This window comes from Halobacillus massiliensis, assembly GCF_900166625.1.
GTDB classification, from domain to species: domain Bacteria; phylum Bacillota; class Bacilli; order Bacillales; family Halobacillaceae; genus Halobacillus_A; species Halobacillus_A massiliensis.
This window is the reverse complement of record NZ_LT800499.1, coordinates 69,257-89,166: the sequence shown is the minus strand read 5'-3', so window position 1 is coordinate 89,166 and position 19,910 is coordinate 69,257. Positions and strand designations below refer to the sequence as shown.

20 protein-coding genes and 2 tRNA genes are annotated in these 19,910 nt (G+C 44.4%); 6 read left to right on the top strand and 16 right to left on the bottom strand.

Translation table 11 applies throughout. From position 1 onward, the window contains the following. Positions 1-531: 531 nt before the first annotated feature. The 4 genes from B7E06_RS00585 to B7E06_RS00570 form a co-directional block, all read right to left on the bottom strand. Positions 532-604: transfer RNA gene (locus B7E06_RS00585), tRNA-Phe, on the bottom strand. A 22-nt stretch (positions 605-626) separates the two neighbouring features. Beyond that, positions 627-703 (bottom strand) — tRNA-Asp (locus B7E06_RS00580). A gap of 73 nt (positions 704-776) precedes the next feature. Next, positions 777-1,325 carry an LOG family protein gene (locus tag B7E06_RS00575; protein ID WP_082232020.1) on the bottom strand — a complete coding sequence of 183 codons (549 nt, stop codon included), beginning with the start codon at positions 1,323-1,325 and terminating at the stop codon, positions 777-779. 88 nt (positions 1,326-1,413) lie between these two features. Then, positions 1,414-2,706: an adenylosuccinate synthase gene (locus tag B7E06_RS00570; protein ID WP_082232019.1), complete on the bottom strand. Its 1,293-nt coding sequence runs from the start codon at positions 2,704-2,706 to the stop codon at positions 1,414-1,416. Between the two features lie 235 nt (positions 2,707-2,941). Here B7E06_RS00570 and B7E06_RS00565 point away from each other — a divergent pair, with 235 nt between their 5' ends. Together B7E06_RS00565 and B7E06_RS00560 are read left to right on the top strand one after the other, a co-directional pair. Then, complete coding sequence (locus B7E06_RS00565; protein WP_082232018.1) at positions 2,942-3,706, top strand: DeoR/GlpR family DNA-binding transcription regulator; 765 nt, start codon at positions 2,942-2,944, stop codon at positions 3,704-3,706. Between the two features lies 1 nt (position 3,707). After that, a complete protein-coding gene (locus B7E06_RS00560) occupies positions 3,708-4,586 on the top strand; it encodes a Cof-type HAD-IIB family hydrolase (RefSeq protein WP_082232017.1) in 879 nt (292 codons plus the stop codon). Positions 4,587-4,711: 125 nt separating this feature from the next. On the opposite strand, the gene dnaB is transcribed toward B7E06_RS00560, so the two are convergent. Genes dnaB through B7E06_RS00540 form a run of 4 tightly spaced genes read right to left on the bottom strand, consistent with a single transcriptional unit; the run spans position 4,712 to position 9,510 of the window. Beyond that, complete coding sequence (gene dnaB / locus B7E06_RS00555; RefSeq protein WP_082232016.1) at positions 4,712-6,073, bottom strand: replicative DNA helicase; 1,362 nt, start codon at positions 6,071-6,073, stop codon at positions 4,712-4,714. Positions 6,074-6,111: 38 nt separating this feature from the next. Beyond that, entirely contained in the window at positions 6,112-6,558 is a 447-nt protein-coding gene (rplI, locus tag B7E06_RS00550; RefSeq protein ID WP_082232015.1) for a 50S ribosomal protein L9, read from the bottom strand. Further along, positions 6,555-8,528 carry a DHH family phosphoesterase gene (locus B7E06_RS00545; protein WP_082232014.1) on the bottom strand — a complete coding sequence of 658 codons (1,974 nt, stop codon included), beginning with the start codon at positions 8,526-8,528 and terminating at the stop codon, positions 6,555-6,557. The genes rplI and B7E06_RS00545 overlap by 4 nt, the downstream gene beginning before the upstream one ends. Positions 8,529-8,565: 37 nt before the next feature. Then, positions 8,566-9,510 carry a YybS family protein gene (locus B7E06_RS00540; RefSeq protein WP_082232013.1) on the bottom strand — a complete coding sequence of 315 codons (945 nt, stop codon included), beginning with the start codon at positions 9,508-9,510 and terminating at the stop codon, positions 8,566-8,568. Between the two features lie 162 nt (positions 9,511-9,672). Between B7E06_RS00540 and B7E06_RS00535 the strand changes: the two genes are divergently transcribed. After that, positions 9,673-10,488: a histidinol-phosphatase gene (locus B7E06_RS00535; RefSeq protein ID WP_082232012.1), complete on the top strand. Its 816-nt coding sequence runs from the start codon at positions 9,673-9,675 to the stop codon at positions 10,486-10,488. A gap of 95 nt (positions 10,489-10,583) precedes the next feature. On the opposite strand, the gene serA is transcribed toward B7E06_RS00535, so the two are convergent. Then, a complete protein-coding gene (gene serA, locus B7E06_RS00530; protein ID WP_082232011.1) occupies positions 10,584-12,167 on the bottom strand; it encodes a phosphoglycerate dehydrogenase in 1,584 nt (527 codons plus the stop codon). After that, positions 12,148-13,332 (bottom strand): pyridoxal-phosphate-dependent aminotransferase family protein, encoded by a 1,185-nt coding sequence (locus B7E06_RS00525; RefSeq protein WP_082232010.1) that lies wholly within the window; start codon positions 13,330-13,332, stop codon positions 12,148-12,150. The genes serA and B7E06_RS00525 overlap by 20 nt, the downstream gene beginning before the upstream one ends. 239 nt (positions 13,333-13,571) lie before the next feature. On the opposite strand from B7E06_RS00525, the gene B7E06_RS00520 reads away from it, so the two are divergent. Next, the gene (locus B7E06_RS00520; RefSeq protein ID WP_082232009.1) at positions 13,572-15,236 is read left to right on the top strand and encodes a peptide ABC transporter substrate-binding protein; all 1,665 of its coding nucleotides are present in this window, start codon (positions 13,572-13,574) and stop codon (positions 15,234-15,236) included. A 74-nt stretch (positions 15,237-15,310) separates the two neighbouring features. On the opposite strand, the gene hmpA is transcribed toward B7E06_RS00520, so the two are convergent. Continuing rightward, complete coding sequence (hmpA, locus tag B7E06_RS00515; protein ID WP_082232008.1) at positions 15,311-16,531, bottom strand: NO-inducible flavohemoprotein; 1,221 nt, start codon at positions 16,529-16,531, stop codon at positions 15,311-15,313. A 196-nt stretch (positions 16,532-16,727) separates the two neighbouring features. Between hmpA and B7E06_RS00510 the strand changes: the two genes are divergently transcribed. Next, complete coding sequence (locus B7E06_RS00510) at positions 16,728-17,165, top strand: Rrf2 family transcriptional regulator (protein WP_082232007.1); 438 nt, start codon at positions 16,728-16,730, stop codon at positions 17,163-17,165. Between the two features lie 75 nt (positions 17,166-17,240). Here B7E06_RS00510 and rpsR read toward each other — a convergent pair whose 3' ends face one another. The 4 genes from rpsR to ychF form a co-directional block, all read right to left on the bottom strand. Next, positions 17,241-17,468, bottom strand: coding sequence for a 30S ribosomal protein S18 (rpsR, locus tag B7E06_RS00505; RefSeq protein WP_082232006.1), 228 nt, complete (start codon positions 17,466-17,468; stop codon positions 17,241-17,243). Positions 17,469-17,492: 24 nt separating this feature from the next. Then, positions 17,493-17,972: a single-stranded DNA-binding protein gene (gene ssb, locus B7E06_RS00500; RefSeq protein WP_082232005.1), complete on the bottom strand. Its 480-nt coding sequence runs from the start codon at positions 17,970-17,972 to the stop codon at positions 17,493-17,495. A gap of 12 nt (positions 17,973-17,984) precedes the next feature. Then, positions 17,985-18,275, bottom strand: a complete 291-nt coding sequence (gene rpsF / locus B7E06_RS00495; protein WP_082232004.1) for a 30S ribosomal protein S6 — start codon at positions 18,273-18,275, stop codon at positions 17,985-17,987. A gap of 138 nt (positions 18,276-18,413) precedes the next feature. Continuing rightward, the gene (ychF, locus tag B7E06_RS00490; RefSeq protein ID WP_082232003.1) at positions 18,414-19,511 is read right to left on the bottom strand and encodes a redox-regulated ATPase YchF; all 1,098 of its coding nucleotides are present in this window, start codon (positions 19,509-19,511) and stop codon (positions 18,414-18,416) included. 36 nt (positions 19,512-19,547) lie between these two features. Here ychF and B7E06_RS21645 point away from each other — a divergent pair, with 36 nt between their 5' ends. Further along, entirely contained in the window at positions 19,548-19,700 is a 153-nt protein-coding gene (locus tag B7E06_RS21645) for a hypothetical protein (protein WP_179133908.1), read from the top strand. A 3-nt stretch (positions 19,701-19,703) separates the two neighbouring features. Here B7E06_RS21645 and B7E06_RS00485 read toward each other — a convergent pair whose 3' ends face one another. Continuing rightward, positions 19,704-19,895: a DUF951 domain-containing protein gene (locus tag B7E06_RS00485; protein ID WP_082232002.1), complete on the bottom strand. Its 192-nt coding sequence runs from the start codon at positions 19,893-19,895 to the stop codon at positions 19,704-19,706. Positions 19,896-19,910 lie beyond the last annotated feature (15 nt).

Sequence of the window (19,910 nt, the reverse complement as noted above, 5' to 3'; positions counted from 1 at the left end):
CTAGCTCGTTGCACTCGCGGATCTCACCATGGCTCTATCTCCCTGCAGGAGTCTCGCCATTTCCCAGCCTCTTTAACTTTTATAATGAAAACGGAACGCTATGTTTGTAGGAATCTCCTCTACCTTTGGCCTCTTACGTTAAGGGTTCCGTTACTCTAAAAAACATAAAGGGCCGGGGGAAACGGCGAGACTCCTATGGGAGGATAGAACAGGGTGAGATCCCGGAGGGCTAAAAGCCCGAGGAAGCTCACCGTTCGCCCATGGAAAGCGAGTCGTTTCCCCAGGCCCGTTTCTCATTTTCAGGCATACGGAACAAGATTCTCATCTTTTTGAGAAACACAGAAGCCTTATGGGAGCACAGAACAAGAGCGAGCTCCCGGAAGGCTTTAGCTTGAAGAAGCACACCGTTCGCTCATGGAAAGCGAGTCGTTTCCCCAGGCCCGGTTATCTTCATTCAGGCAGACGGAACAAATAATTCTCAATAAGAAAAAAAGGCGCCTGCTTAAATTAGCAGACGCCTTTTCTTCAGAGTGGCTCGGGACGGAATCGAACCGCCGACACACGGATTTTCAGTCCGTTGCTCTACCGACTGAGCTACCGAGCCATACAATTTATTAAAGTAAAAATGGCGGTCCGGACGGGACTCGAACCCGCGACCTCCTGCGTGACAGGCAGGCATTCTAACCAACTGAACTACCGGACCATGAAATGATATCCTTCTTTACCGCAACGAAGAATATCATATCACATCATTTAAACAAGACGCAATACATTTCTTAAAACTCGCCGTGATTTTCAAGCAGGCTTAATAGATCATGCGCATCAGAAGACTCAATTAATAGATTTTTATGCTCCGGGGAAACAAACCCGGCTTCTATAGAATGATCCATAAGCTTCATAATGGGCGTATAGTAGCCTTTTATATTAAAAACTCCAATCGGCTTAACGTGCAGGCCGATTTGGGCCCAGGTGATCGTTTCAAAAAGCTCCTCCAGTGTTCCGAAACCGCCAGGCAGTGCGATAAAACCGTCGGCCAGCTCGTTCATCTTTTCTTTCCGCTGATGCATAGTGTCCACTTCAATAAATGAAGTGACGCCGGTATGGACGATTTCCTTATCAAATAGAGGTGTCGGCATAATGCCTGTCACTTTACCTCCAGCTTCCAATATGGAATCGGCCAGCTGGCCCATCAGTCCGCTTTTAGCTCCACCGTAAATGAGCTCGATATTTTTTTCTGCAAAGGCCTGGCCTAATTGCTTTGCATGCTGAGTAAAATCGGGATCATGACCCTCACTTGATCCGGCAAATACACTGATTTTCTTCATAGCTGTTCCTCCTTCTCTCACTTTTAGTTTTAACGAAATCGGCCAAAAATAAAACACGTCTTCCTTCATGGGAAGACGTGCTTACTTTTTATAGCGGGCTGTATACGCTTCTTACGACATTAGTCTGAGAGCGGTCCGGCCCTACAGAGAAGATGGAAAGCGGAATTCCCGTTAACTGGGAGACACGCTCCACGTAATGTCTTGCGTTTGCCGGAAGCTCATGAAGTGATTTAACGCCTGTAATGTCTTCTGTCCATCCCGGCATTTCTTCATAAACGGGCTCACATTCAGCAAGGACTTTTAGGCTTGCCGGGAACTCTTCCATGATTTCGCCTTTGTATTTATAAGCGGTACAGATTTTCAATGTTTCAATGCCTGTCAGTACGTCAATGGAATTCAGAGATAGATCTGTAATTCCGCTGACACGGCGGGCATGGCGGACAACTACGCTGTCAAACCAGCCGACACGGCGCGGACGTCCTGTCGTTGTGCCGTACTCATTTCCGACTTCACGGATCTGGTCGCCTGTTGCATCGTTAAGCTCTGTCGGGAAAGGTCCGTCGCCTACACGTGTTGTATAAGCTTTAGATACGCCGACAACGTGTCTAATCTTAGAAGGGCCGACTCCTGAACCAATGGTTACTCCTCCGGCAATCGGGTTGGAGGAAGTTACGAACGGGTAGGTTCCCTGGTCGATATCCAGCATAACACCCTGGGCGCCTTCAAATAATACGCGGCGGCCTTCGTCCAGGTTATTGTTTAAGACAACAGACGTATCGCATACATACTTCGCGATTTGCTGTCCGTACTCATAGTACTCCTCAAGAATTTCTTCTACTGTAAATGGTGTAATTTCATATACTTTTTCAAAAAGTCGGTTTTTTTCAGCAAGGTTCTGCTCCAGCTTCTCGGCAAAACTTTCTTTATCAAGTAAGTCAGCCATACGGATGCCTGTTCGAGCGGCTTTATCCATATAAGCAGGACCGATTCCTTTTTTCGTTGTACCAATCTTGTTGGCTCCTTTGTCTGCTTCCTGAAGCTCATCAAGTTTTAAGTGATAAGGAAGAATGACGTGAGCGCGGTTGCTGATGCGCAGGTTATCCGTAGATACCCCTTTATCGTGTAAGTATTTAAGTTCTTCAAGCAAGGCTTTCGGGTCAATCACCATTCCATTTCCGAGTACGCATTCTTTTTCCTCAAAAAAGATACCGGATGGAATCAGGTGTAATTTGTAAGTTACTCCATCAAATTTAATGGTATGGCCGGCATTGTTTCCGCCCTGATAACGAGCGACAACCTCGGCGTTCTGTGACAAAAAGTCAGTGATTTTACCTTTTCCTTCGTCCCCCCACTGGGTTCCGACAACTACTACTGAAGACATAAGGCACCTCCGCCTAATAATTTTACTTCTAATTAATATCCATCGTCAGTTTACCAATTTTATAGAAAGGAGTCAATGTAAAAGACGAACATTATTATTGGAAATAGGAAAAATGTTCGATTATCTTATTTTAGCTTATAACTTATAATTGCTTACATATACTTATTAAACTTGATTTTTTCATCATAATTACTTAAAATAACTTATATAATAAAATTCAGGCAGGTGCCATAACTTGTATCAGGAAGAGCGATTAATTGAAATTCAAAATTATTTAAATAAGGAACGCCGTATATCTGTAGAAAAGATTTGCGAGCTGTTTGGTGTGTCTCGCGATACCGCTAGAAGGGACCTTGTAAAGCTGGAAGAACAGCGGGCTGTTGTGCGGACGAGGGGAGGGGCCATTCTTCCTTCACAGCCTCACGAAGTAAAGGATTATTCCAACCGGCTGCAAACCTTTTCCAAGGAAAAGCTGGCGATCGGGCATAAAGCCGCAAGCCTTATTGGAAAAGGCGATAATATTATTCTCGATGCTTCGACCACTGTTCAATCTTGTGCGAGTCAGATTGAGATAGAATGCACCGTTATTACTAACGCGATTAACATTGCGGATATTTTATCAAGCCAGCCTTATGCATCTATTCATCTATTAGGAGGCCAATTGGAGAAACAGCACCGATTCCTGTATGGAGCTTCAGTCATTGAACGGCTGTTGGCTTATCACGTGGATCATGCCTTTATCGGTGTAGTTGGAATCTCAGAAAACGGCCTGACGCTGGCACATGAAGAAGACGGCATGGTGAAAAGGAAAATGGTTCAGCAGGCGAAGCAGGTCACTGTGCTTGCAGACCATACGAAGATCGGTGTGACAGACTTTTATCGGTATGCCTCCCTGGAGGATGTAGATTTATTAATTACCGATCAGCTTCCAAGTGAGGAATTTCAGAACGTGCTGGCTCAACATGAAGTGGAGCTGCTTGTGACAGAGGAGGAAAATTAAGATGAAGTTAATAGCGATCGATTTAGACGGCACCCTGTTAAACCATAATAGTGAAATCAGCAGAGAAAACGAGGAAGCCATCCAAAAGGCACAAGAGAACGGTGTAGAAGTGGTGGTAGCTACAGGCCGCGCAGAGTTTGACGTCCGTCAGGTTTTTTCTAAAACCAATATCAATACATGGGTAATTGGGGCAAATGGGGCGACGATCCATACACCTGAAAGCCGGCTCTTTGACTCTGTGCCGCTGCCGCAAGCTCATGCCGAGGAAGCTCTGGAGTGGCTGGAGCGCAAAGGGTTTTATTATGAGGTCTTTACAGATGAAGCGATTTTAACTCCTGAGAACGGCCGCCATCTGCTGCAGATTGAGCTCGATCGTTTGAAATCAGCCAATCCTCAGACCGACATTGAGACACTGGAACATTCGATGGCTAAACAATTCGGCCAGAGCGGATTCGCCCATGTGAAGTCCTATAAGGACATCATCCAGTCAGGCCAGCCGCTTTATAATATTCTTGCCTTTACCTTTGAGGATAAAAAGCGGGCTGAAGGGTGGAGGCGCTTTGAAGGCACAGAAGACCTGACGCTTGTAAGCTCGGGTGTTCACAATTTTGAACTGGAGCATAAGGAAGCCTCCAAAGGGCTGGCCCTTAAAAAGCTGGCCCGGCATTTAGGAATAGAAATGGAAGAAACGGCAGCGATTGGTGACAGCCCCAATGATTTGTCGATGATCCAAATGGCCGGCCGGTCTGCGGCCATGGCAAACGGCCAGCCGACCGTTATTGAAGCAAGCGATATGATCACAAAGTCCAATGATGAGCATGGGGTCGCCCATGCGATTTACCACTGGCTTGAAAATAGTTCATCCACACATCCGGCGTAACTCCTGAACAAGGGAAGCGTGACGGAGAGTGATGATATAAAAAAAGACTGAGCGGTAGGCGCTCAGTCTTTTTTGTTGAGTTCATGCGGCTTAGAGCAGTGCTTAAGCGGCTGATCGCCCCCCCGCTAAGCGGGTGGAACATCGGCATCACTGTAGCGGTGATCCAAGTCAACGAACTTATTGTACTCTTTTACGAAAGCAAGCGATACGGTACCGACGGGTCCATTACGCTGCTTCGCTAAAATGATCTCAATAATGTTTTGATTTTCCGATTCCTGGTCATAGTAATCGTCACGATATAGGAAACCGACGATATCGGCATCCTGCTCAATCGATCCGGATTCCCTTAAGTCAGACATCATCGGACGCTTGTCCTGACGTGATTCTACCCCACGGGAAAGCTGTGATAAAGCGATCAGCGGCACGTTCAGCTCACGTGCCAGCCCTTTTAAGGAACGGGAAATTTCTGATACTTCCTGCTGACGGTTTTCCTTGGAATTCACGCTTCCCTGAATCAACTGCAGATAGTCAATCAGAATCATGCCAAGTCCGTGTTCCTGCTTTAAACGACGGCATTTAGAGCGGATTTCACTGACCCGGATACCTGGCGTGTCATCAATATAAATCCCGGCATTAGACAGACTTCCCATCGCCATCGTCAGCTTGTTCCAGTCTTCTGCTTCCATACTGCCGGTCCGCAGACGCTGAGCGTCAATATTACCTTCTGCGCAAAGCATACGAGAGACGAGCTGGTCAGCTCCCATCTCCAGACTGAAAATCGCGACATTTTCATCCGAATTAACGGCAACGTTCTGGGCAATGTTTAAGGCAAAAGCCGTTTTACCCATCGACGGACGTGCCGCTATGATGATTAAATCATTACGCTGAAATCCTGAAGTGATATGATCTAAGTCCCGGTATCCTGTTGGAATACCGGTTACATTTCCATCACTGTTGTGCAGATTTTCAATGTTATCATAGACATCGATCAGGACATCTTTAATATTTTTAAAAGATCCGGAGTTCTTACGCTGTGAAACTTCTAAAATGTCTTTCTCCGCTGCATTCAGTACGTCTTCAATGTTTTCCTCTTCCGCAAATCCGCTCGTTACGATATTCGTCGCTGTACGGATCAGACCGCGAAGTGTGGACTTTTCGCTGACGATTTTCGTGTAATACGAAACATTGGCCGCTGTAGGTACGGAGTTGGCGATATCGCTTAAATAAGAAACGCCGCCTACTTCCTCCAGCACTTTGTTATTCGACAGGGCGGCTGTCACGGTTACCAGGTCAATTGGCTCCCCGCGGTCAGAGAGTGTGAGCATCACTTCAAAGATGCGCTGGTGGCTGGCCCGGTAAAAATCATCCGGGAGCAAGAATTCTGCGGCTGTCGACATCGCATCTGGTTCCAAAAAGACCGCGCCTAAGACCGCCTGCTCGGCTTCTATATTATGAGGCGGTGTCCGGTCATTAAATAATTCACTCACTAGCTGTTTCCTCCCCTAAACTTGTGAAAAGGACCGATTTACTTCTCTTCTACGTGAACACGAATCGTTCCTGTTACTTCGTTGTGAAGCTTCACAGGGACGTTGGTATAACCCAGTGTACGAATCGGGTCATCGAGCTCGATTTTACGCTTATCGATTTTAATGTTGTGAGACTTCTTCAGCTGTTCAGCGATCTGCTTGCTTGTAATCGAACCAAACAGACGTCCGCTGTCCCCTGATTTTGCTACAAGCTTTACTTCTAATTTTGCGAGTTTATCTTTTAACTGTTCGGCTTCTTGTTTCTCGTTTTCCGCCAGCTGTTCCTGCTTGGCGTCTTTCGCCTCCTGGGCTTTAAGGTTACCGCTTGTCGCTTCTACCGCTAAATTATTTTTCAGCAGATAGTTACGGGCATAGCCGTCAGAGACATTTTTAATTTCGCCTTTCTTGCCTTTCCCCTTAACGTCTGATGTAAATATTACTTTCATTCGTCGTCTCCTCCTTCAAAATACTCATCAATTATATCTTGTAATAGTAATCGGGCATCTTCAATCGTTGTATCTTCAAGCTGGGTGGCCGCATTCGTTAAGTGGCCCCCGCCATTCATACGCTCCATAATCACCTGTACGTTCACATCGCCAAGTGAGCGGGCGCTGATTCCTACACGGCCGTCGCTTCGCTCTGAAATAACGAAGGAACAGACAATGCCTGTCATCGTCAGCAGCGTATCAGCGGCCTGTGCAATAATAACCGGACCAAATACATCTCCCCGGTCGGCTGCTGCAATGGCAATGCCGTCCCGGTAAACTTTCGCCTGTTCTATGAGACGGCTCCGCTTCACGTACACATCGAGGTCTTCCTTCATAAACTTCTGGACGAGCACTGTATCTGCTCCTTTTGCCCTGAGGTAAGAGGCTGCATCAAATGTACGCGAGCCGGTCCTTAATGTAAAAGCCTTCGTATCTACAATAATACCAGACAGCAGGGATGTCGCTTCAAGCATAGAGAGCTTCAGCTTCTTCGGCTGATATTCTAAAAGCTCTGTCACCAGCTCTGCTGTTGAGGAGGCGTATGGCTCCATATATACGAGCGTAGGATCGGAAATGAACTCCTCTGCCCGGCGGTGGTGGTCGATAACCACTACGTGCTCTGTCTTTGACAAAAGCTTCTCTTCCATGACGAGAGAAGGTTTATGGGTATCGACTACAACGAGCAGCGTTTCGTTTGTTACAAGCTCCATTGCGTCCTCTGGTGTAATAAAATGTGACCATAGCTCTTCATCTTTTTCAATTTCCTCAATCATCCGTCCGACCCCTGAATCAATATCATCAGGGTCCAGAACGATCGCCGCTTCTTTTTCATTCGCCTGGGCAATTTTTAAAATCCCGATAGAAGCGCCGACAGCATCCATATCCGGTGCTTTATGGCCCATGATGAGCACTCTTTCACTATCCTGAACGAGTTCCTTCATAGCGTGGGAAATAACACGTGCACGGACACGCGTTCTTTTTTCCATAGGGTTAGTTTTCCCGCCGTAGAAGCGGACCTTCCCGCTTTCATCCTTTATCGCTACCTGGTCGCCTCCGCGCCCTAAGGCTAAGTCGAGGCTGGACTGTGCCAGTTCGCCAAGCTCAGGAAGGCTGACAGGGCCGCTGCCGACACCAAAGCTCAGCGTCAGCGGTACATTTTGATCTGTAATCAATTCACGGACTTCATCCAGGATTTCAAACTTCGATTTTTCAAGGCGCTGCAGAATTTCCTGATTTAAAACAGCCATAAACCGCTCCTGGGACGTCCGTTTTAAATAGATCCCAAAGTTTTCCGCCCATTTGTTTAAAATGGAAGTAACCTGGGAGTTAATCTGACTTTTCGCCGTATCATCCATTCCCTGGGTAATTTCCTCATAGTTATCGAGAAAAATTACAGAAAGTACTGTCTGCTCATCTTGATAAAGGTTATGAATCTTTGTCTGATTGGTACGGTCAAAGAAGTAGAGGAGACGTTCGTCTCTTTTCACAATGGTCTGAAGCTTGTAATTATCAATTTCAAGCCATACTTCTTCGCGATCCTCTTTAATATTGGGGATTAAACTTTCTGAGAGCTCGTTTAATGATTCCCCGACAACTGTGTCCCGATCGGTGAACTTATTCATATACGGGTTCGCCCACTCGACTTTATAGTTCTCGCTGTAAAGGACAATTCCTATCGGCATTTCTAAAAGCGCCTCTTCTCCTACCTTTTTAACGCGGTAAGAAAGAGTCGATATATATTCTTCTGTTTCATTAATCATGTTTTGTTCCGTACGCACACTGTAAAAGATCGAACCTGCCAGCAAGAGAGTCATCGATAACCCGAGCACCCACTGGTAATACCAGATAAAGCTCAGCAGAATCAGGGAGATGACGTAGATCACCCATAAGTGACCGCTCATTGTTGGTTTTTTAGAGAAATTCGGCATGTTTACTCAGCTCCTGCCATCGTTTGCGAAACGTACACTACTTCTTTGGCTCCAAGCGCTGTCTAAGAGAGAAACCTATATCAATTATACCTAATATTCGTATAAGATACATTACTATTGTTGGGAAAAGTAAGGAACCTGCAATCACGACGATCGGCAGAGCCTTCGATTGGCCTTTTATATGGACATAGTAAAAAAGAAAAGCAAAGCCCTGCAGAACGAGAAAAACTCCCGTTAACGTATACACATTGATTGCAGCCAGATACCAAATGTTATTACTTTCAGCAAAGACATATGAAAAAATCAAAGCAAAAAAGTAATACCACAATACGGATACAGGAAGATTGTAATGACGGAAAGAAGGAAAATAAAACTTTTTGCCTTCTACCCGGTTGATCACTTTATAGCTGACCCACTGACTGATAAAAGCAATCAGAATACCCATAATCGCCAATATACTCGGAAGGTAGTCAGGCAGTGCTCGAATCTGTTCTTCCATTCCTGTCAGCTGCTGCTGGACTTCCTCACTGCTTCCAAAAGCCCCCATCATGTTCTCAGCCATTGAAAATGATTCATCGAGAGCTGTCTGAATCTCATCCATCCAGTTCATGCCAAAGAGCAGCTGAGTAATTAGAAAGACGCTTACAAGCCCTATTATAAACCCGAGGGAGCCGGATGCCCATGTTTCATAAGCCGAACGCTTCTTATGCATCGCTTCCCCGACAAACAAGCCGCCGATTCCCGCCATCAAAGTGGCCGGCAGTGAAAAAACGGTGGCAAATACTAAAGTAAAAACGATCGCCGCCACCATCATTAACATCCCGACTTTAAAACCGTGACGATAGCTGTAAAAAATAAAGGGAATGGGTAGTACAAATATTAAAAAAGAGCCGACGATGGGGGTAAAGAGAATTATCAACAACAATAGCAGATAAGCCCCTGTCATTAAAGCCCCTTCTGTAATTTTTCTCGTATCGTTCATATTTAAGTGCACCTCGTCCTCATGTAACTATGCTAACTTTACTAGTTTAACATAGCCGTGGCCTCTCTTTCTCCTCTCACGGACCTCCCGGATAATTTTTGTCTGAAATTGACGAGTCTGGTATGATTAATGGAAATATTCAGAACAAATAGGAGGCTTTTCATGCGCACAGATTATCATGTACACATGGCAGAAACCGGCGATCTATCCGTCGATTACTTACGCACTTATATCGAGAAAGCAAAGCAGGAAGGCATTGAAGAGCTCGGGATTTCCGAACACGCCTACTTTTTTGAAGAAACCCGTCCAATTCTTTCCAATCCATGGGTGGAAAATCGCCGCACACTTCAGTTTGACACCTATCAGAAGATGTTTGATGAAGCAAATAAGGCTGGACTCCCTATTAAAATGGGAATAGAAATGGATTATATGCCAGGCAAAGAGAAAGAAATGAAAGAATTCATCGATGCCCATCCGTTTGACTATGTCATTGGTTCCGTTCACTGGATCGACGAATGGGGAATCGATCTTGCGATATATCGCGAAGAGTACGAAAATCGAGATATTAAAGAAGTGTACCGCCAGTATTTTGACAGAGTTGTAACACTGGCAGAATCAGGGCTGTTTGACTTTGTCGGCCATATCGATGTGATTAAAGTATTTGGCTACAAGCCGGATGATCAGGAATTTTTACGCCAACAGTATGAACGGGCGGCAGAAGCACTCGCAAAAACAAATACATGCATCGAAATCAGTACAGCCGGTATCCGCAAGCCTGTTGGAGAATTGTATCCCGATCCTGAGCTGCTCCGGATCTGTAAGGAGAAAGGAATCGGAATCGTTCTCTGCTCAGATGCGCATAAACCAGATCACTTAGGCTACGAATATGGACAGGCAATCGATTTCGCGCGCTCTGTCGGATATGACGAAGTTCACGTGTTTACTCAGCGAAAAAGCGAAACGAAAAAGCTTGGATAACTTATAACTTAAAAAAGCCCTGCTGTCTCATTTGGACAGCAGGGCTTTTCTAAAGAATGAAACAGGCAGGCTCTTGGCAGCCTGCCTGTTTATTTTTAAATTGTTAAGCATTGAACATGATTAATATTAGGGACACCTGACAGTTTTTCCTGGCAGTCTTCTTCAACCGCTTTATCAACGGTGAGCACCATGACCGCTTCTCCGCCTTGCTGGGCGCGTCCTACCTGCATTGTCGCAATGTTTACATGGTGGTCAGCCAGCAGGCTTCCTACCCGTCCAATCGCACCCGGCTGGTCCTGGTGATGAATTACGATTAAATGTCCTTGCGGGATAACATCAATCGGATAATCGTCCAGCTTGACGATTCTAGCACCTAAGCCGTTCAGCAGTGTTCCGGAGATCGTACGCTTCTCTTTGTCTGTTTCAATTTCTATCGTGATAAGGTTCGTAAACCCTTTAGTAGAAGTAGATTTCTGCTCATTAATGACGATGCCCTTATCAGCTGCCGTCTTATACGCATTAACATCATTTACACGATTGCCGATAAAGCGTTTAAGCAGCCCCTTAATTGAGGTTCTTGTAAGCGGGGTCGTCTCTATATCTAAAAGATCACCAGAGTAATAGACCGTAACTCTCTCAAGCCCGCCTTCAGCGACATTGGAAATAAAGCTTCCGAGCTTCTCAGACAAATCGAAATATGGAGCCAGTTTTTCCATCATTTCAGGAGAAACAGACGGCATATTTACAGGGTGTTTCACAGAACCGCCGCGCAGCTGTTCGATAATGTCATAGCTTACATCTGTCGCAACGTTTTCCTGTGCTTCCACTGTGCTCGCCCCTAAGTGAGGGGTCGCAATCACTTCTTCTAAAGACAGCAGCGGGTGATCGATGGCCGGCTCTTCCTCAAATACGTCAAGGGCAGCACCAGCGATCTTACCATTTTGAATCGCTTCATAGAGGGCGTCCTCCTCAACGATACCGCCGCGGGCACAGTTAAGAATCCGTGCTCCAGGCTTCATGAGCTTAATCGTTTCCTTGTTAATAAGGTGCTTTGTTTTATCAATTAATGGAGTATGAACCGTTAAAAAGTCGGCCTGCTGCAGCACTTCTTCCAGCTCACCATGCTGGACACCTGCTTTTTCAGCTTTCTCTTTTGTTAAAAACGGGTCAAAAGCAATCACGTTCATACGGTGACCTTTCGCTCGGTGAGCCACCTCACGGCCAATACGGCCAAAGCCGACGATGCCGAGTGTTTTATTTTTAAGCTCAACCCCTACAAATTTCTTACGCTCCCAGCGGTTCTGTTTTAACTGGTGGTAAGCTTGAGGGATATTACGGGCCAGCGACATAAGCATGGCCATCGTATGTTCAGCTGTTGAAATTGTATTTCCGTCCGGTGCATTCACGACGACAACGCCATGGTCTGTCGCTGCATCAAGATCTATATTATCGACTCCTACCCCGGCGCGTCCGACAATCTTCAGGTTAGGAGCATTTTCGAATAATTCACGGGTGACCTGTGTCTGGCTTCTTACAATTAGTGCATCACTGTTTTTTAATTCGTTTAATAATTCTTCATGACTTAAGGATGAGTCCATAACAGCTTCTATGTCTGCTGCTTCAAGCAGCGGTTTAATCCCATCTTCACTTAGAGGATCACTAATAAGAACGCGAAACATTTTTGTCCATCTCCCTTGTTGCTTGTATATAAGCTTTCTGTGCGGCAGCTGATCCAGCTCCCGGTTCAAAATTATGTCCTAAGCGCTGAAGTACAAGTTCTAAGATGCTGATATATTGAAGCACAGTAGTCGGCCTGGAGTATCCCATATGGCCAATCCGGAAGATTTCCCCTTTAAGGTGCTGCTGACCGCCTGCTGTCATTAAGCCAAATTCCTTGTTTGCCAATTTCCTAAAATCTTCGGCTTTAAATGATTCTGGTTTAATAGAAGTCACCGTTGTAGAAGCATCTTCATCATCGACAAATAAAGGAAGATCGATGGCACGGCACGCTGCACGCGTCATTTCCATCATGATCTTGTGACGCTGGTGGACTTGCTCCAGTCCTTCTTCTTCTATGAGACGCAACACTTCCTGCAAACCGAATAAGAGGGACAACGCAGGTGTGAAAGGTGTCTGACCTTTATCCAGACTCTTCTTATAGCTTCTGAGGTCTAAGTAAAATCTCGGTCTTGGATTGCTGTCAATCACTTTCCAGGCATTTTCACTAACGGCTGCAAAAGCCAGACCTGCGGGAAGCATCATCGCTTTTTGGGAACCAGACACTAAGAGATCGATTCCAGAACCATCCATATCGACTGGAGCTCCGCCGATTGATGATACACCATCCACAATAACTAATGCTTCGCTAAGCTCATGAACCTTTCTTGCGACAGCTTCGACAGGATGCATTACCCCTGTTGAAGTTTCACAGTGTGTAACAAAAACAGCTTTTACATTTGGAGTGTCCTGCAGCTGCTTTTCAATCGCTGCCACTTCTACAGCTTTTCCGAATTCTACATCCATACGGTGTACGTTTAATTCATAGGTTTCACAAATTTTTGCAAAACGATCACCAAAGGCTCCTGCAACGACGACAACAACCTCATCGCCCGGTTCTGTCGTGTTTACGACAGCTGCCTCAAGCACAGAAGTACCACTGCTCGACAGCACCAGCACATCTCCTGAAGTTCCGAAGATCGGTTTTAACCTTGGCGCAAGATCTTCCAGCAGTTCTTTACATTTCTGTCCTCTGTGACCGATCATCGGCTGACTCATCGCCCGGTTTACACTGGGTGGAATCGGCGTCGGTCCAGGGATCTGAAGCAGTTCCCATTCACGATTCATCTCAATATGTCCCTCCTGTACATTCTGTACGCACAAACATATCCGTGCGGTAGAAAAGTAATGATATTATCCTATCCTACCAAATGATCGTTTAATGTCAATCGAATTTGAATCTTCTATTAAATTAGTTTTTTTCTTATTTTTCTATTTATCTATTAATGAAAGATTTTTGTTTTATCAGTATAATTAGAAAGGTATTTATTTTTTGAAAATTTGAATATTTCTAGGGGGAGATTTTTTTGAGAAACAAGAAAAGCCTATGGGTGTTATTCACTTTGCTTTTAACGCTTTTTTTAGCGGCTTGCAGCGGGGGAGACAGCGATACCTCTGGTGAGGGAGAAGCAGAAGGATCTGACAGCGGATCATCACAAGAGATTACCGTCTCTGCCAAAAGTGATATCGCCACAATGGATCCATCCCTAATTACTGATTCCGTATCCTTTCAGTGGGCTGGAGAAACTTTAGAAGGCCTTTACCGATTAGACAAAGACGGTAACTTATCTGAAGGAATTGCTACAGACAGTTCAGTAAGCGATGACGGCCTTACTTGGACATTTACGTTACGCGAGAATGCCGAATGGTCTAACGGCGATCCAGTAACAGCCAACGATTTTGTGTATGCATGGCAGCGTGCCGTCAATCCGGAGACAGGTTCTGAATACGGACCTTATTTCTTAGGCGGAGTTATTAAAAATGCTCAGGCGATTGCTGATGGCGAAGCGGAATTAGACGAGCTAGGCGCAACTGCTGAAGATGACTATACATTAAAAGTAGAACTTGAGAAACCTATACCATATTTTGAATCGATGACTGTATTTGGTACGTTCATGCCGATTAACGAAAAGTTTGCTGAAGAACAAGGCGATGCATTCGGTACAGAGGCAGATGCCATCCTTTCCAATGGACCTTTTGAAATGACCGAGTGGAGTCACGGCGAAGGCTGGAAAGTTGAAAAGAATGATACGTACTGGGATGCTGATACAGTACAATTAGATGCCATTAACGGACAGATTATTAAAGAAGTTTCTACAGGAGTAAACTTGTACCAGTCCGGCCAACTTGACCAGACAGAGCTTAATGCCGAGTTTGTAGACGAATATTCTACAACGGAAGATTTTAATGTAGCGGAAAAACCTTACCTTTATTTCTTTAAGTTTAACCAGGAAAGCAATGAAGCCCTGGCGAATGTTAATGTTCGTAAAGCCATTTCCATGGCGATTGACAGAGAATCCTTAGTCGACGTCATTCTAAATGACGGTTCTGTGCCTGCAGAAGGATATGTACCTTCTAACTTCGTAAATATGCCAGACAGTGATGAAGACTTTAGAGATGCTCAAGGCCCTCTTGTAAAGACAGACGTAGAACAAGCAAAAGAACTTTGGGCAAATGCACTTGAAGAACTAGGAACAGATTCTGTAGAAATCGAACTTCTCGGAGATGACACCGGAACTTCCAAAGATGTGTTAGCTTATTATAAGAACCAGCTAGAAAAAAACCTTGAAGGATTAACGATCAAATTAATGGAGGTTCCATTTAACGAGCGTGTTGAACGAGACCAAAAATCCGAGTTTGAAATGGAAGCCGCTACGTGGGGACCTGACTATGTAGATCCTAATACGTACTTAAACATGTACTTGACAGATGGACAAAACAACAACATGAACTACTCCAGCGATAAATATGATGAACTGATTGAAAAAGCAAACAATGAATATGCCCAGGATCCGGATAAGCGCTTCGAAACGTTTATGGAAGCTGAGCGCCTTCTTCTTGAAGAAGATGCCGCCGTTGCTCCTATTTACCAGGATTCTAAAGCACAGCTATTACGTCCTTCAATTAAAGGAGCATTCGTTACAGCAACAGGGCCTGAATATGAATACAAGTGGGCGTCTTTAGAAGAATAAGTGAAATAAAAACAGCAGCTGATGATCAGCTGCTGTTTTTTGTATGGAATCGTCTTCCTCCAGTATACCTGTTTCTAAATCTCCTGCTTCGGTCCGAAGAATTCAAAGTTAATACGTTCTTCCGGAATTCCCCATTCCAAAAGCATACCATTTACAGCTTTCATAAACCCTGTCGGTCCGCAGAAGTAAAATTCAGCATGCTTCGGTACAACTGTCTGCAGCCATTCTAACTCGATTATTCCCTCTTTATCTGCTGTTCCTTTTTCTAATGGCTCACTGTAGATGACTTTAGTCTGGCAGGATTTCATCTTCGCTGCTGCCTGTTTCACATCTTCTTTAAATGCATGAACATCTTCGTTTTGAGCGGCATGAATGAAATAGACGTCACGGTCTGTCTGTGTATCCTTCATCCGCTGAAGCATGCTCATCATTGGTGTTAACCCCACACCGCCGCTGATTAGTACTAATGGAGCATCAGAGTCTTCTTTCAGTACAAAGTCTCCTGCCGGCGCTGTAATCGGCAGTATATCCCCTTCGTTATATTCACCATGGAGATAATTAGAAACAATTCCATCAGGATTGTCTGACTGGCCATCTTCCCGCTTCACGCTAATTCTGTAATACCCTTTGTCAGGAGCATCAGATAAGCTGTACTGGCGTAGGTGGGTAAATTTCTCTCCCGGCATATCAATTCTAACAGTAAGATACTGTCCGGGACGGAAGGAAGCCATCGCTTTTCCGTCTTCCGGTTGTAAGTAAAAAGAAGTAATGACATCGCTCTCTTTTACTTTTTCCACAATCTTAAAGTCTCTAAAGCCGTTCCATCCGCCTTGCTGGTTTTCCGCATCTTTATACTTCGCTGCTTCTACGTCGATAAATGCCTGTGCAATTACACCGTAGGCTTCTTCCCATGCGTTCATGATGTCAGGGGTGGCTGCATCCTGCAGCACCTCTTTAATGGCAATCAATAAATATTTTCCTACAATAGGATAATGTTCAGGGCGCACATTCAGGCTGCGGTGTTTTTCGGCAATCTGGTTCACGGCAGGAAAGATGGCACTTAAGTTATCGATATGGGCTGCTGCTGCGTAGACCGCTCCTGCTAAAGCTTTGCTCTGACGCCCGGCTCTCTGGTTCGTCATGTTAAAGATATTTTTCAGTTCAGGGTGAGCTTCAAATAATCTTTTATAAAAATGCTTCGTAATGGCTTCCCCGTGTTCCGCTAAGACAGGTACAGTTGCTTTCACAGTAGTGATCGTTTTTTCATCCAGTGCATATTGATTTTCCGTTCTCATTTTGAAAAACTCCTTTTAAAAGATGTATTTCATTTACACCTTTATTATATGTAATTCGAATAAATTAAAGCAATATATAAAATACATCTTTTGTGACAAAATAAGAAACAATGGATGAAAAACAGATGTACAGACACTCTGATATTCCTGTGATAAAATGTTAACTAACTACTTACCTAAACGAGGGTCTAAACTTATGAGACTTAAAAAATATACAGATTATGCACTGCGGGTCCTGATTTATACAGCTACAAAGCCCGAAAAAGAGCTTTCAAGTAAAAAAGAAATCTCTGATGTCTTTCACATTTCTGAAAATCACCTTGGGAAAATTGTTCATCAGCTTAACAGGTTTGGGTATATCGAAACAATTAGAGGGAGAAGCGGCGGAATTAAACTGGCGAAGGACCCTGCAGAGATTAATATCGGCCATGTCGTACGAGCAATGGAAGATGATTTTTACCTGCTGGAGTGTTTCAACAGCAAGGATAATTATTGCGTGATTACTCCTGCCTGCAAGCTGAAAGGGCTGCTGCACGATGCACTGGAAGCATTTCTAGAGGTTCTTGAGCGATATACACTCGCTGATCTGCTGCTCAATAAAGATGAACTCAAGCAGTTAATGGATATTAAATAAGAATCAACTTAAAAAATAGTACAAAAAAAGCCGCAAAGTCTATGAAAAGACTTTGTGGCTTTTTTCTGGCCTGTCCTACTCAGCAGAGTAAGGCAGTAGAGCCATTTGACGAGAGCGTTTGATTGCTCTAGTCAATTTACGCTGATATTTAGCAGAAGTTCCAGTTACTCGACGAGGAAGAATTTTTCCACGGTCAGAAATGAAACGTCTTAGTAGATCAGTATCTTTGTAATCGATGTGTGTAATTCCGTTTGCTGTGAAGAAACACACCTTTTTACGTTTACCGCGTCCGCGACGTGCCATATGGCGTTCCCTCCTTACATTATTTTAGAATGGTAAATCATCATCTGAAATATCTATCGGTTCCCCTTTATCTGCGAAAGGGTCATCGTTTTGGTTATAATTGTTATTGTTCTGGTTAGACGGTTGATTCTGATTTGGCTGGAATCCTGAACCTTGACTGCCTCCTCCGCCTTGGGAAGAGCCGCCTTTTGATTCTAGGAACTGTACGCTGTCTGCAACTACTTCTGTTACAAACACACGCTTGCCTTCTTGGTTGTCGAAACTGCGAGACTGTAAACGTCCATCAACACCGACAAGACTGCCTTTACTCATAAAGTTGGCGAGGTTTTCAGCTGCACGTCTCCATACGACACAATTGATAAAGTCAGCGTCACGATCTCCCTGGTTGTTGGAGAATGGACGGTTGACCGCAATCGTGAAGTTGGCTACAGCTACTCCGTTTGGCGTATAGCGTAAATCCGGATCCCTCGTTAATCTGCCGGCTAATACGACACGATTTAACATCAGAACCACTCCTTATTGATCATCTTCGCGTACAGCGATATGACGAATTAAATCATCAGAGAACTTCGCTTGACGGTCGAATTCATTAATTGCAGCAGAATCGCCGTTGAAGTTAACTGTTACATAGATGCCATCACGATAGTCGTTAATTTCATATGCAAGACGACGCTTACCTACTTCTTTAACTTCTTCGATTTCCGCACCGTTATCCTTTAGAATTCCGCTGAAACGTTCAATTACTGATGTTTTAGCTTCCTCCTCGATATCTGGGCGGATGATGTACATAATTTCGTATTTTCTCATCCGTGTTCACCTCCTTGTGGACTTAGCGGCTCCTTTTTTAATAAAGGAGCAAGGAGTAATCTAAACTATAATTACTCACAATGCTGTATTATATCAAAAGTCTATTAAAAATACAATAGTTTACGGAGAGATCCTCGCTTATACGTTAAAACGGAAATGAATCACGTCGCCATCCTGCACTAAATAGTCTTTACCTTCTAAGCGGACACGGCCTTTATCACGCGCAGCAGCCATTGTACCGGCTGCAGTTAAATCTTCATAGGAAACAGTCTCTGCGCGAATAAAACCGCGCTCAAAGTCTGTGTGAATGATTCCTGCACACTGAGGCGCCGTCATTCCTTCTTTAAATGTCCACGCTCTTACTTCCTGCTCGCCTGCTGTAAAATAAGTCGCAAGACCGAGAAGGTTATACGTCGCTTTAATTAATTGGTCCAGACCTGATTCTGCAATTCCCAGATCTTCCAGGAATTCCTGCTTCTCTTCTCCATCCAGCTCTGCAATTTCCGCTTCAATCTTTGCACACACAACGATAACTTCAGCATCTTCGTTAGCCGCAAATTCACGGATCTGCTTCACTTTATCATTATCTTCTTCACCAATTTCGTCTTCACTTACATTCGCTACATAAAGAATCGGTTTTGAAGTTAAGAGATGAAGCCCTTTAACAATTTTCTTCTGATCGCTTGAAAAATCAACCGCACGGGCAGGCTGTTCATCTTCTAAAGCAGTTTTTATCTTTTCAAGGACAGCTTGCTCTGCTACTGCATCCTTGTCTTTTTGACGAGCCATTTTAGCCACACGGTCCATCCGCTTCGATACGGTTTCAAGGTCGGCTAAAATCAGCTCAAGATTGATCGTTTCAATATCAGATATTGGATCAACCTGTCCGGAAACGTGTGTAATATTCTCATCATCAAATGCACGAACGACATGACAAATGGCGTCCACCTGACGAATGTGGGAAAGAAACTGGTTGCCTAAACCTTCTCCTTTACTCGCACCCTTAACAATCCCGGCAATGTCCGTAAATTCAAAGGCTGTCGGTACCGTCTTCTTCGGGTTAACAAGCTCTGTCAGCTTTTGAAGACGGACATCCGGCACTTCCACAATTCCGACATTAGGATCAATCGTCGCAAACGGGTAGTTTGCAGACAGTGCTCCTGCCTGCGTTATCGCGTTAAATAACGTAGATTTGCCCACATTAGGCAGTCCTACGATTCCTGCTGTTAATGCCATATTAAAATTCCACTCCTTAAGGATTTACATACATGTATGTTGGTCATACCAATTATAGATACTCTAATAGAAAATAACAAGCTTGCCAAAATAAAAGAACAAGCCCGCAAGCAGCGCTTGTTCTTTTATTTCTTTCAGAGATTAAATTTAAAAATTGAGGTTGTTTATCACGTGAAAATGAAAGATTAACACTTAATTCGTTTCAAGTACCTTTTTCATCTTCGACTCGAATTTTTTCCTTGGAATCAGCACGCTATGTCCGCACCCTTCACATTTAATGCGGATATCGGCTCCCATTCGAATAATTTTCCAGCGGTTCTCTCCACATGGGTGAGCTTTCTTCATTTGAACAACATCATTTAATTCATAGGTTTTTTCCACCATCATTCTTCCTCCTGT

Bases quoted from the DNA above. Each gene is read 5' to 3' on its own strand.
- B7E06_RS00510 (WP_082232007.1), top strand. From the start codon at position 16,728: ATGAGACTTAAAAAATATACAGATTATGCACTGCGGGTCCTGATTTAT.
- rpsR (WP_082232006.1), bottom strand. From the start codon at position 17,468: ATGGCACGTCGCGGACGCGGTAAACGTAAAAAGGTGTGTTTCTTCACA.
- rplI (WP_082232015.1), bottom strand. From the start codon at position 6,558: ATGAAAGTAATATTTACATCAGACGTTAAGGGGAAAGGCAAGAAAGGC.
- B7E06_RS00560 (WP_082232017.1), top strand. From the start codon at position 3,708: ATGAAGTTAATAGCGATCGATTTAGACGGCACCCTGTTAAACCATAAT.
- B7E06_RS00485 (WP_082232002.1), bottom strand. From the start codon at position 19,895: ATGGTGGAAAAAACCTATGAATTAAATGATGTTGTTCAAATGAAGAAA.
- B7E06_RS00535 (WP_082232012.1), top strand. From the start codon at position 9,673: ATGCGCACAGATTATCATGTACACATGGCAGAAACCGGCGATCTATCC.
- B7E06_RS00540 (WP_082232013.1), bottom strand. From the start codon at position 9,510: ATGAACGATACGAGAAAAATTACAGAAGGGGCTTTAATGACAGGGGCT.
- ychF (WP_082232003.1), bottom strand. From the start codon at position 19,511: ATGGCATTAACAGCAGGAATCGTAGGACTGCCTAATGTGGGCAAATCT.
- B7E06_RS00575 (WP_082232020.1), bottom strand. From the start codon at position 1,325: ATGAAGAAAATCAGTGTATTTGCCGGATCAAGTGAGGGTCATGATCCC.
- rpsF (WP_082232004.1), bottom strand. From the start codon at position 18,275: ATGAGAAAATACGAAATTATGTACATCATCCGCCCAGATATCGAGGAG.
- B7E06_RS21645 (WP_179133908.1), top strand. From the start codon at position 19,548: ATGTTGGTCATACCAATTATAGATACTCTAATAGAAAATAACAAGCTT.
- B7E06_RS00525 (WP_082232010.1), bottom strand. From the start codon at position 13,332: ATGAATCGTGAATGGGAACTGCTTCAGATCCCTGGACCGACGCCGATT.
- B7E06_RS00570 (WP_082232019.1), bottom strand. From the start codon at position 2,706: ATGTCTTCAGTAGTAGTTGTCGGAACCCAGTGGGGGGACGAAGGAAAA.
- hmpA (WP_082232008.1), bottom strand. From the start codon at position 16,531: ATGAGAACGGAAAATCAATATGCACTGGATGAAAAAACGATCACTACT.
- serA (WP_082232011.1), bottom strand. From the start codon at position 12,167: ATGTTTCGCGTTCTTATTAGTGATCCTCTAAGTGAAGATGGGATTAAA.
- B7E06_RS00545 (WP_082232014.1), bottom strand. From the start codon at position 8,528: ATGCCGAATTTCTCTAAAAAACCAACAATGAGCGGTCACTTATGGGTG.
- ssb (WP_082232005.1), bottom strand. From the start codon at position 17,972: ATGTTAAATCGTGTCGTATTAGCCGGCAGATTAACGAGGGATCCGGAT.